We start from the raw sequence: 11921 nt of genomic DNA on the forward strand, positions 1-11921 counted from the left end.
TTTGACTTTGACTTTGACTTTAACGTTAAGCAGCCGACTTCGAAGCCAAATCCCTTGAAGCCGAAGTCAAAGCCGACTCTAAAGAAATCAAATACCCCCCCAATCCTATTCCCCTCCCGGCACCGGATACTTCCCCGCATTCACCACCATCTTCGCCTTCACCGCCGCATCCAGATCCACCCCCAACACATTCAGCAACTGCGACAGATAAATCGCAATATCCGCCAGCTCCTGCTCCACATGCTCCCGCTCGTCGGTCGCCATGATCCCGCGCGATTCCTCCTCGGTCTTCCACTGGAAAATCTCCACCAGCTCGGCCGCTTCCACGCTCAGCGCCATCGCCAGGTTCTTGGGGCTGTGGTATTTCCCCCAGCCGCGGGCTTCGCCGAATTCGTGCGCGGCGCGCTGGAGGTTCTTGGTGTCGATCAGGGTCATGATGGTCTGCGATGCAATGGAACGAACGCTATTGAACCACGGTGCCGCGCTTAGCATGGCTTCTGCGCAAGCCGTGCGCAGATCCGCTACGATAGCGCCTCCCGAAAAAATAAAACAGGCGACAAGTTCAGATGGCGACCTCGGCAAACTGGCCACGGCTCGAAAGCGATATCCTGTCCTGCATGCCTCCCCAGGCGGAGGCGCGCATCTTCTCCGGGGAGCTGCTGTCCCGCGTGCAGGCGAAGTATGGCGAGCAGGCGCCGGGGCGCGACACCGTGATCCGCGCGCTGGACCGCCTGTGCGAGGAAGGCCTGGTCGGCAAGGAAGGGCGCTCGCGCGACAAGAAATGGTGGCGCACCGGCAAGAAGGCGGTCTCGGGCACGGCGCGCCGGCCGCCGCTGGAGCTGGCCATCGCGCTGCTCACGCTGCAGCGGCATGCGCCCAATCATCTCCCGAGCCACGTCATCAGCCAGCTCGAGGATTATTTCGTCGGCGCCGCCAGGGTGCTGCAGGAAAGCCCGGTGGACCCGGCGCTGGCCACCGCGCGCGCGTGGGCGGCCAAGACGGTGCGCATCGACGCCGGTTATCCGCTGCGCTCGCCGCCGATCCGCGAGGACATCCTCAACGCCGTGCGGCGCGCGCTCTATGCCACCCAGGTCCTGTCGGTCTGCTACCGCAATTCCCGGCTCGACAGCGAGGAGCCTGCCGCGTTCAACGTGGTGCCGCTGGCGCTGGTCGAGCGCGGGCCGGTGCTTTACCTGGTGGCGAGCCGCGAGCGCAGCGACGGCAGCTTCAAGCGCTACCAGCTGCGGCTGGACCGCTTCGTCCAGGCCACCTGCACCGAGGTGGCCGGCAGGGCCGACCCGGACTTCGACCTGGACGCCTACGTCCTGCACAACCAGTTCTTCTCGTTCTTCCCCGAGGCGCCGGTGCGCGTGGAACTGCGCGTCAGGGAAGACGGCGAGATCAAGAACCTGTTCCGCGAGCAGAAGCTGGCCGACGACCAGGAGATCGTCGAGGAGGAGGGCGGCTTCCGCCTCACCGCCACGGTCATTCCCTCGGTCGAATTCCGCAACCTGCTGATGGAGCGCTCGGCCCGCGTCGAGATCCTGTCGCCGGCGCATCTGCGCAGGGAGATCGCCGGGAACCTGTCGCAGGCGTGCCGCGCCTACGCGGACGCGCTCGCATCGGGGGCGCCGGAGGCGTCGGGGACATAGGGCGTCATAGCGCCGGCACGCACGGCGCCGGCCACGGATAGGCGATGGTGATGTCGGCCGCGAGGTCGAGCGAGCCGGTGTCGCGCCGGTGCGCGCGGATGCGCTGCAGCAGGTTCGGGTTGAACGAGTCCACGTGGTCCATCACGTGCGTCTGCGCGGCCACCAGCAGGCGCGCGGGCATCGAGTACGAGCGTTCGACCGCCGTCCACAGGACCGAGACGATGCGCCGGGACAGGGCCTCGCGGTCCTGCTCCTGCTCGCGCGCCAGCACGCACAGCGCGTTCATCGACGCCAGCTCGTGAAACCCCGTGCGCCGGCCCGCGCCGGGCGCCAGCAGCGGCTCGATGGCGGTGCGCGCGAGGATGTCCAGCGCCGCGGCCAGGCTGCGCTCGCCGGCCAGCACCCAGCAGCCGTCGCGCTCGGGCGGCAGGTGCTGGGCCGAGCCCAGCACCAGGGCGATCTCGCTGGTGCCGCGCCGGCGCGCGCGGCGCATGGCGTCGACCGGGCCCATCGCGTTCCAGCGCGCGCCGCCGAACACGCCGCTTAGGCGCGTGGCATCCACGAGGTGGATGACCAGGTCGGGCCGCGGCCGGGCCTGCTCGTCCAGCGTCCACGCCAGCCGGCCCTCCAGCGACGGCAGGTCGAGCAGCAGGCCCGCGGCCTCCTGCTCGGAGAAGCCCCAGCGGCGCAGCAGCACGCGCTGCGGCCGGGCCTGCGAGGTGGCGATGGCGGTGCCGGAAACGGTTCCGGGAATCGTGACGAATTGCATGGCTTGCCCTCCTGTTCTGCCGAGGAGTGCAGTGTCGCCACGCATCTGCGCATCCGGTGCGCAGATGCGGCACCGGCATGCAATCTGTCGCGGGAGGCGGGCAACGGGACGCCGTGCCCGCTCTCCCCAGCCTCTCCCGCGCCCCTCCCGCGCCGCCCCGGAGAACCTACAGCCGGTCGTACAGCAAACCCGCCGCGCGCTCGGACAGCACCAGCACCAGCTTCATCGTCGCCCGCGTCGCGCCGACGAACAGCCGGCGGATCTCCTTCTCGCCGAGCGTCTCGAAATCGATCTCGGCGAACACGATGGCGGGCGCGGACTGTCCCTTGAAGCGGAACACCGATTCCGCCAGCACGTCGCCCTGCGAGTAGACCGGCTGGCCCTGCGCGTCGTAGGCGCCGGTAAACGAGCGCAGCCGGTTCGGGCCGAGCTGGTCGTAGCCGAGCAGGCGGGAATTGTCGCGCCCGCGGTAGCTCAGCAGCACCACGTCCTCCTGCCGGAAGCCGTCGGAGTAGCACAGGCGCAGGCCGTCCTTGACGCGGTCGAGCAGCTCATGGTCCCGGTACACCAGGAACTCCACCTCCGCCGCGGCGATCGGCGCGGTGGCCTCGATCTCCACCTCGGGCGGCAGCAGCGGCTGCAGCAGCTTCACCACCGGGCGCGGGCTGCGGAAGTTGCTGCGCGCGCGCAGGCGCACCCAGCCCGGCAGCTCGGCCGGCGGGTGGCCGTACAGGTTCTGCATCGGGTCTTCCAGCCACAGCGCGCGCGCCGCCGGGCCCGCGTGCCGCAGCACGAGGTCGCGCCAGTGCGGCGCGAAGTCCTGGCCTTCGTCCACGATCAGCGTGTCGAAGACGAATTCGCCGGGCACCGCGAGCCGCGCCACGTCGTCCACCAGCTTCGTGAACGCATCGGGCTGCGTGAAGTCCGGCACGCCGCCGTGATGGCGCAGCAGCGCTTCGCACAGCATGTGGAACGTGCAGGCCAGCCCGCCCGGCGGCGCGATGCGCGCGAAGTGGTCGGCCAGCGGGCGGTTGAAGCAGACGTAGAGCGGGCGCCGCCCGCGCGCGATCGCGTCGCGGTACTCGGCCAGCGCGAGCTGGGTCTTGCCCGAGCCCGCGGTGCCGGTCACGCGCAGGCGGAACGGCTCGATGTCGAGCTGCCGCGCCCAGTGCGACAGGCCGCCGGACACGCGCGTCACCAGCGTGCGCGCCTGGCCGATCAGCGCGCTGACGTCGGTGTCGAGCTCGATGGTGTCGCACAGGAAGCGATGGATCCGCTCGGCCACCGGCGCGTCCTCGCCCGGCGGCAGGATCGCCCGGATGATGGCGCACAGCTGCGCGCGCCGGCCCGCGTCGACGATGCGCTGCGGCGACAGCCCCGCCGTGACCGGATTGCGCACCGTGTAGTCCGGGCAGTACAGCAGGTGCTCGATGAACACCGGCTGGCCGCCCAGGCTGCGCATCAGCTTGCCGCGCAGGCCGTCCGCGGTGCGGCCCATCTGCACCGAGACCACGCGCGAGCGCGTGCCGTAGTGCTTGACCAGCCCCTCGGGCGTCTCGTCGAGGAAGCCGCTCTTCTGCTCGATGATGAGCAGCTGCCCCGCGCGGTTCACCACCACGAAATCGATCTCGCCGTAGATGGCGTGCACGTGCGCCACGTTGGTCCAGTGCACCGAGTGGTAGACCGTATAGCCGTCCGGCAGCCCGGCCGCCAGCACCGCGAGCGTCTCCAGCTCGCGCTGGGCGGGGCCGCTGGCCTCCAGGGTTTCCCAGCCGTCGGGAATGATGCGCGCCACGGGAATGCTCCGTCGTCTCTTGGAAAGAGCACGAGAATACCCGAGCGGCCGCCACGCAGCCATCGCGGCGTGCGGCACAATGGCGGCACGATGGCAGCACAAAGGCGGCGTCCCCCGCCGGCACGACAAGACAGAAAGACCATGCGCTTATTATCGAAATCCAAACTGATGGCCTTCCGGCAATGCCCGAAGCGGCTCTGGCTGGAAATCCACCGCCCGGCGCTGCGCAGCGATTCGGCCGCGACCGAGGCAAGCTTCGCGATCGGGCACCAGGTCGGCGAGATCGCGCGCCGGCTCTATGACCCGCGCGGCACCGGCGCGCTGGTGGATGCGCAGGCGGAAGGCTTCGAGGCCGCCTTCGCGCGCAGCCAGGACCTGCTCGGCAGCGCGGCGCCGGTGTTCGAGGCGGGCTTTCGCGCCGAGGGCGCGCTGGCGTTCGCCGACGTCATGCTGCCGGACGGCGCCGGCGCGGCGCGCACCTGGCGCATGGTCGAGGTCAAGTCATCCACCAGCGTGAAGGACTACCACCTCGACGACACCGCCGTGCAGGCCTTCGTGGCCACGCGCGCGGGCGTGCCGCTCAGCGGCATCGCGCTGGCGCACATCGACAGCCAGTGGGTCTATCCGGGCGGCGGCGACTACCGCGGCCTGCTGGCCGAGGCCGACGTCTCCGAACAGGCCTTCGCGCGCGCCGGCGAGGTCCAGGGCTGGATCGCGCAGGCGCAGGCCGTCGCCGCGCAGGCCGGCGAGCCGGAGCAGGCCACCGGCCGGCACTGCGCCACGCCCTACGAATGCGGCTTCCTCGACCATTGCCGCGGCCAGGAGCCGGCGGCGCAGTATCCGGTGCGGTGGCTGCCCCGCATCCAGGCCAGGGCGCTCAAGGCGCTGATCGAAGAGGACGGCGTGGCCGACATGCGCGACGTGCCGGACCGCCTGCTCAACGACCGGCAGCGCCGCGTGAAGGCGCACACGCTGTCCGGCGAGGTCTTCTTCGACGCCGCCGGCGCCGCGGCCGAGCTCGCCGCGCACAAGCTGCCGGCCTTTTTCCTGGACTTCGAGACGATCCAGTTCGCGGTGCCGGTCTGGCCCGGCACGCGGCCGTACCAGCAGCTGCCGTTCCAGTTCAGCCTGCACCGGCTGTCGCGCACGGGCAAGCTGGAGCACCGGTCGTTCCTCGACCTGTCCGGCGACGATCCCTCGCTCGCGTTCGCGCGGGCGCTGGTGGCCGGCTGCGGGCAGGCCGGCCCGGTCTTCGTCTACAACGCCGCCTTCGAGACCGCGCGCATGCGCGAGCTCGCCGCGCGCTTTGCGGCGCTGGAAGCGCCGCTGCTGGCCATCTGCGCGCGCGTGGTGGACCTGCTCCCGGTTGCCCAGCAGCACTACTACCACCCGGACCAGCAGGGCAGCTGGAGCATCAAGAAGGTGCTGCCGGCCATCGCGCCCGACCTGCGCTACGACGCGCTGGACGGCGTGCAGGACGGCGGCATGGCCATGAGCGCCTACCAGGAAGCCATCGCGCCCGGCACCGCGCCCGCGCGCAAGGCGCAGATCGAGCGGCAGCTCACGGACTACTGCGGCCTCGACACGCTGGCCATGATCCGGCTCTGGCGGTTCTTCACGGGCCGCGGCGACACGGCGGGCTAGGGCGCGCCGGCCACGCTCATCGCGCTCATCGCGCTCACCGCATTCACAGGCGGCCGAGCAGCGCCGGCATCTGCGCGACCAGGTACAGCACCGCGCCGATCAGCCCGCCCACCAGCGTGCCGTTCATGCGGATGTACTGCAGGTCGCGCCCCACGCTGAGCTCGATCTGGCGCGCCATCTCGCGCGCGTCCCAGCCGCGCACGGTGCTGCTGATATGGCGCGTGACGAATTCCGCGAAGTCCGGCGCCATGCCGCGCGCGGCTTCGCGCAGATGGTCGTTGAGCGAGGCGCGCAGCGACGGGCTGCGCGCCAGCTCGGCGCCGATCCAGTGGCCGGCTTCCATGACCTTGCGGTGGACCACGGAATCCGCGCGCGCGAGGTCCTGCTTGAGCCAGCCGCGCCAGTCCGCCCACAGGCCGCCGAGATAGGCGTTGAGCGCGCTGTCGCCCTGGAGCTGCTGCCGGATCCGGTCGGCCCGGGCGTGAAAGGCCGGGTCGTCCTTGAGGCGCGCGATCAGCGTGGCCACGGCGTCGTCGAACGCGCGGCGCAACTGGTGCGTGGTGTCCGCCTCCACCTGCCCCAGCACGCGGCCCAGCGCCGCGGCGACGAGGTCGGCGCCGTTGCTGCCGATCCACTCCGTGGGCAGGATCCGCTCCTTCTTCGGATGCTCGCTCTTGAGCCACTCCACGATGCGCTCGGCGATGAACGCGCGCGTGCCGGGCTCGTTGAGCAACCGGATCAGCTGCGCCAGCGAGGCGTCGAGCAGCGCCTGGTGGCGGCCGTTCTCGGTCAGGCTCTCGAGGATGGTGGCGGCCGAGCGCGACAGGTCCACCTTGCCGATCATGGCGTGCGCCGCGTGGCGGATCGCGGCCTGGATGTCCCGCTCGTCCATCAGGTCCAGCGCGGTGCCGGCCACCTTCGCCACCACGTCGCCGATCTCGCGCGTGTTGCCGGGCGCGGCCAGCCATTGCGCCACTGCCTGCGCGGGATTGTGCCGGTCGATCAGCGCGACCACCGACGGCACGTCGAGGAACTTGTCGCGCACGAAGGCGGCGAGGCCGTCGGCGATGTCGTCCTTCTTGCGCGCGACGATGTTGGTGTGCCCGGCCAGCCCCGGCAGCGGAATGCGGCGGAACAGCGCCGCCACCGCGAACCAGTCGGCCAGCCCGCCGACCATCGCGGCCTCCGACGCGGCGCGCACCCAGCCGGCGGCGAAGCCGTGCGGCACGAACAGGGTGGCGATGAAGACCGCGAAGGCGAACAGCAGGAATGCCAGCGCCTTGCGCTTGGCGATGCGGAGTTCAGTGTCTTGCTGCATGCGTGGCGAGGTAGTCAAAACGTGGATGGAGGATAACTTGCCCGGAACGGGCCGGGACAGTCTGTCCGCGTATCTGCGCACGCGATGCGCAGATACGCGGACAGACTTCCGCGAAGCCGGCGCGATCCCCCCGAAAGCAGGACTCCATTTTTGCGGGCCGCTGCCGATAGTAGGTCACTTGACGTTCGCATCGCGCCCCGGCGGCAGAACCGGGGCCGGCGCGGGCGGCGCGGGCGGGCCACGCCCGGATGCCGCGCAATACATGGGGAACACGCTTTGAACGAGAACACCACCGGGGGCGGGCGACTGGCGGCGCCCGAACGCGGCCCCCGCCCGGGCGCGCCGGACGACGGCGCGCGCTTCGCCGCGCGCGCGCCGCGCTTCCGGCTCGGCGCCGACGTCATCCTGTCCGACGCCACGGCGCTGCGCCTTGCCGAATGCCTGACCAAGCTGCGCCACCGCAAGACCATCTACGTCGACTGGGACTTCGGCGCCGTGGACCCGCTCGGCCTGAGCACCATCCTCAACTTCTACGGCCCGCCCGGCACCGGCAAGACGCTCGCGGCCGAGGCCCTGGCGGGCACGCTGGACCTGCCGTTCATGTCGCTGGGCATCGCCGAGCTGGAAAGCAAGTTCATGGGCGAGACCGCGAAGAACATCCAGGCCGCGTTCGACGCCGCGCGTGCGGCCGGCGCGCTGCTGTTCTTCGACGAGGCCGACACCCTGCTCGGCAAGCGCCTGTCCTCGGTGACGCAGGGCGTGGACAACGAAGTCAACGCCATGCGCTCCACGCTGCTGATCGAACTGGAGCGCTTCGACGGCGTGGCGGTCTTCGCCACCAACTTCGCCAAGAACTACGACGAGGCGTTCCGCAGCCGCATCGGCTATCACGTGCACTTCGACCTGCCCGACCTCGACGCGCGCCAGCGCCTGTGGTCGCGCATGCTGGTCGCGGGCATCCCGCTGCGGGACCCGCGCGAGCCCCTGCTGGCGCGCTGCGCCGCGCTCAGCGACGGCTTCTCCGGCCGCGAGATCCGCACCTGCATGCGGCTGGCGCTGCCCAAGGCGCTGCACGAGGCCGAGCGGCACGGCCAGCCGCCCGGCCTGGCGCTGGCGCACCTCGAAGCCGCCATCGGCGAGGTGCGCAAGGCCGGCGACGAGGTAGCCAGTTCACCGGAACACGGCCGCGGGCCCGCGGCCGACTCCGCAACGACCCGGCGGCTGCTGGGCGTCGACTAACAGGAAAAGAGGGAATCATGGGGCTGTTTTCATTTGCAAGATCGGTCGGGAGCGCCTTCGTCTCGGCCGCCAGGAGCGTCTACGACACGGCGCGGAACATCGCCGTGAAGGCCATCGACTGGCTGGCCGACGAGGCCGAGACCTTCGTGGGCACGGTCAAGGAAACCTGGCGCAAGGTGCGCCCGGTGCTGCAGCGGATCAAGCCGTACTTCGCGGTGGCGGCGACCGCGGCGAAGAATGCGGGCTTCCCCTGGCTCAGCGCCGCCATCGTGGCGGTCGACACCGCGCTGACCGCGCTGATGAAGCTCGAGAACAGCCCGGTCCTGCAAAAGCTGGAGAAAGCCATCAACTGGGCGATCCAGCGCGCGCGCGAGCTGCGCAAGAAGATGAACACCGAGGAAGAGGCGCAGGCCCGCCGGCACAAGAAGACCTTCGAGGAAGCGCGCTCGCGCCTGCCCGAGGCGGCGCGGCACGGGCTCGACCTCGCCGCGCTGGTCAACGACTACGTGCTGGCCACCGCCGGCGTCGACAACCTGCTCGAAGCGGGCGAGCTGCAGAGCTTCGACCACTACCTGCGCCTGCGCGCCACGCAGAAGCTGCTCAGGTCCGCCGAGCACAAGCTGGAGAAAGCGCGCGACATCGCCGACATCTCGGCCGACGACGTCTTCCTCGTCAAGGTCGCGTCGGACCTGATCGCGCCCGAGCCGACGCTGTCGGCGGCCGACACCGACAGGCTCGACGCCATCATCGCCGCGCGCCACGGCAAGAAGCTGCTGCCGTTCGTGTTCGAGGAACTGACCAAGGCCTGGGACGTCGCCCTGCAGGCCGACGAGAAGCAGTGGCAGGCGGACAACCAGCGCCTGGCCAGGGAGCAGGTGCTGCTGCGCCGCCTGGAGACCGCCCGGAAGCTCGGCGATCTCGCGCCCGACGAGGCCGCCATGCTGGCCGAGCTCCAGTCCACCGTGCCCGCGCTCAAGGCGCAGGCCGACAGCCTGGCCAAGCGCAACCGCGAGCGGCGCAACTACGTCTACGCCAGCGAAGGCTTCATGCAGATGCTGGAGAAGAGCGAGGAGCAACTCGCCAGCGAGGACCGCGCCTACCTGCTGCGCCAGGGCAGCGAGGTCGGGACGATCCTGATCGACTGCGCGCAGAACGGCAAGGCCTGGGAGGCACTGAACGAAGACCAGCAGATGCTGATCATCGACTTCGCCAACATCTTCGAGGAAGAGTGCCGCGCGCGCAGCGGCGAACTGGAGGTCGAGAGCCGTGCTTGAACAGATCCTGCACTTCATCCTGCCGCAGGTCCTCCCGCCGGAGTGGCTGCAGATCGGCTTTTTCACCGTCATCTTCGTGGCGGTGATCCATGCATGGCGCGGCGTGCGCCGGCATGCGACGCCCGACAACTGGGCGAGGAACTGGCACCGCGAGGTCGACGGCAAGGCGGGAAATGAAACGGGCAATGAAGCGGGCAGCGACGCCGGCCAGCTGGACGTCGAGCACGGCTCCGTCAACGACCTCAGCGCCGCCGTGGCGACGCCGCAGGAAAAGCTCGCCGACATCCTGCCCGGCATGCTGCTGATCGTGGGCCTGCTCGGGACGTTCGTCGGCCTGGGCCTGGCGCTCGACAAGGCGTCCGTGATCCTGTCGCAGGCCACCGGCAGCGGCGGCATGGACAGCATGATGGACAACCTGATGTCGATGATGCACGGCCTCGGTTCCAAGTTCAAGACGTCGACCTGGGGCATCCTGGCGTTCCTGACGCTGAAGATCTATTGCAGCCGCAACGGCTTCGAGGAGCGCCGCCTGAACTGGTGCATCGGCAAGATGAAGACCGAGGTGGACCGCCGGCGCAAGGAGGCCCGCGAGCTGCAGGTCGCGGACAACCGGCAGCTGGTCGACGCCATCGGCGCGCTGGGCGCCGTGCTGCGTGACAACGCCGCGCAGCAGGCGCAGGACGGCGCGCAGCGCCACGCGCAGCAGCTCGAAGCGCTGGCGGCGCTGCGCGCGGGCCTGAAGGCACAGACCGCGCAGGGCACGCAGCAACTGGCGAAGATGGACGAGCTGGTGGTCCACAACGAATCCACGCGCCACGCCATCGAGACGTTCGTCGACGGCGTGTCCGCCAACATCACGGCGATGGCGGAGGCCTCGGCGAACATGGCCAGCGCCGCCGTCATGGCCGGGCGCTCGACCGCCGAGCTGCAGGCCGCGATCTCCGAGTTCCGCGTCAGCGTGGCGGAAGTCCTGGACGACATGAAGTCCGACCTCGGCCAGACCATCGCCGACATGTCCGGCCGCTTCGCCGAGAACATGGCGGTCATCTCGGAGAAGATGTCCGACGCCACCGGCGACATCTCGCGCTCCATCACGACGCTGTCGACGAGCGTCGACACCACCCTGAAGTCCGTCGAGGCGGCCGTCGGCCAGTCGCTGTCGACGCAGCAGAAGGCGCACGGCATCTTCGTCGAGTCCAGCGACACGCTCAACGTCAACGTGCAGGCCATGACCAATCTCGTGGAGGACCTGCGCGAGAAGATCGTCTCCGGGCTCAAGTCCGTGTCCGAGAGCGTGCGCCGCACCGCCGAGCTTGGCGGGCACTACGAACGGATCGCCGACGTCAGCCAGAACGTCACCGGCACGCTCGAAGCCGCCGCCGCGACGATCAGGCAGGCCGCCACGGCGAACAAGGACGACCGTACCCGCCGCGACATGCTGGCGGCGCTGCACAGCATCGACAACCGGCTCGACACCGCCGTGATCCAGATGACGAAGCCGCCCGCGAGCGAGCGCCGCGCGCGCGGCGGCCGCGCCGACGCCTGAAGCCGCACGCCATGAAAGAGAAGCCGAATGAATGGGTGGCCATCGCCGACCTGATGGCCGGCGTGATGGCGGTGGTGATGCTGCTGCTGGTGCTGTCGGTGGTGCAGAAGCAATATGCCGACGTGCGTCACAAGGCCGAGATGGAGCAGGGCTCGGCGGCGCAGCGCAAGCATATCGCGCAGATGCTGCAGGACATGAAGGCCGCGTTCGCGCAGCAGGGCGCCGAGGGGCTGGTGTCGATCGACGCGCAGGCCGGCAAGGTGGTCCTGCGCGACAACGTGTTCGCGCGCGGCAGCGCCTGCATCACGCCGGAGGCCAGGGCGGCGTTCGCGCAGGTCGAGGACAAGATCTCGGCCTACCTCGACAGCATGCCGGGCGGCCAGATCTACGTCGAGGGGCACACCGACAACCTGCAGGTCGCCCGCCCCGTCACCGACTTCAGCCACTTCTGCACGGTCTACGACGACAACTACACGCTGTCGGCCGCCCGCGCGCGCGAGGCCCGGCGCCTGCTGATCGGCAAGCTCGACGCGCAGGTCGCCAAGCGCGTGGTGGTGGCCGGCTTCGGCGACTCGCATCCGCTCGCGAACGTGCCGCCCGAGGACGCGCGCAACCGGCGCGTGGAAGTCCGCTTCGTCGCGCAGCAGAACGGCTGAGCCGCGCGGCGGGCCGAGGCGGGCGGCG

10 protein-coding genes are annotated in these 11921 nt (G+C 70.1%); 6 read left to right on the forward strand and 4 right to left on the reverse strand.

Annotated features, from left to right (window positions below):
* Window positions 1-105: 105 nt before the first annotated feature.
* Window positions 106-435, reverse strand: coding sequence for a nucleotide pyrophosphohydrolase (locus K206_RS0120030; RefSeq protein WP_020204175.1), 330 nt, complete (start codon window positions 433-435; stop codon window positions 106-108).
* A 131-nt stretch (window positions 436-566) separates the two neighbouring features.
* On the opposite strand from K206_RS0120030, the gene K206_RS38800 reads away from it, so the two are divergent.
* Window positions 567-1652, forward strand: a complete 1086-nt coding sequence (locus tag K206_RS38800; protein WP_020204176.1) for a YafY family protein — start codon at window positions 567-569, stop codon at window positions 1650-1652.
* Window positions 1653-1656: 4 nt separating this feature from the next.
* On the opposite strand, the gene K206_RS0120040 is transcribed toward K206_RS38800, so the two are convergent.
* Window positions 1657-2421: a hypothetical protein gene (locus K206_RS0120040; protein WP_020204177.1), complete on the reverse strand. Its 765-nt coding sequence runs from the start codon at window positions 2419-2421 to the stop codon at window positions 1657-1659.
* A gap of 166 nt (window positions 2422-2587) precedes the next feature.
* On the reverse strand, window positions 2588-4216 hold the full coding sequence (locus K206_RS0120045; protein WP_020204178.1) for a nuclease-related domain-containing protein: 1629 nt from the start codon (window positions 4214-4216) through the stop codon (window positions 2588-2590).
* A 168-nt stretch (window positions 4217-4384) separates the two neighbouring features.
* Between K206_RS0120045 and K206_RS0120050 the strand changes: the two genes are divergently transcribed.
* Window positions 4385-5860, forward strand: a complete 1476-nt coding sequence (locus K206_RS0120050; RefSeq protein WP_020204179.1) for a DUF2779 domain-containing protein — start codon at window positions 4385-4387, stop codon at window positions 5858-5860.
* A gap of 43 nt (window positions 5861-5903) precedes the next feature.
* Here K206_RS0120050 and K206_RS0120055 read toward each other — a convergent pair whose 3' ends face one another.
* On the reverse strand, window positions 5904-7178 hold the full coding sequence (locus K206_RS0120055) for a DUF445 domain-containing protein (RefSeq protein WP_020204180.1): 1275 nt from the start codon (window positions 7176-7178) through the stop codon (window positions 5904-5906).
* A 276-nt stretch (window positions 7179-7454) separates the two neighbouring features.
* Between K206_RS0120055 and K206_RS0120060 the strand changes: the two genes are divergently transcribed.
* From K206_RS0120060 to K206_RS0120075, 4 genes are read left to right on the forward strand one after another with little or no spacing between them, the layout of a single operon-like run.
* Complete coding sequence (locus tag K206_RS0120060; protein ID WP_020204181.1) at window positions 7455-8417, forward strand: ATP-binding protein; 963 nt, start codon at window positions 7455-7457, stop codon at window positions 8415-8417.
* A gap of 17 nt (window positions 8418-8434) precedes the next feature.
* Window positions 8435-9691 carry a hypothetical protein gene (locus K206_RS38805; RefSeq protein WP_020204182.1) on the forward strand — a complete coding sequence of 419 codons (1257 nt, stop codon included), beginning with the start codon at window positions 8435-8437 and terminating at the stop codon, window positions 9689-9691.
* Window positions 9684-11237 carry a hypothetical protein gene (locus K206_RS40960; RefSeq protein ID WP_020204183.1) on the forward strand — a complete coding sequence of 518 codons (1554 nt, stop codon included), beginning with the start codon at window positions 9684-9686 and terminating at the stop codon, window positions 11235-11237. Before K206_RS38805 ends, K206_RS40960 begins: the two co-directional genes overlap by 8 nt.
* A gap of 11 nt (window positions 11238-11248) precedes the next feature.
* On the forward strand, window positions 11249-11893 hold the full coding sequence (locus K206_RS0120075; protein WP_020204184.1) for an OmpA family protein: 645 nt from the start codon (window positions 11249-11251) through the stop codon (window positions 11891-11893).
* The last annotated feature ends 28 nt before the right edge of the window (window positions 11894-11921 follow it).

This window comes from Cupriavidus sp. WS, assembly GCF_000395345.1.
Classification (GTDB): domain Bacteria; phylum Pseudomonadota; class Gammaproteobacteria; order Burkholderiales; family Burkholderiaceae; genus Cupriavidus; species Cupriavidus basilensis_B.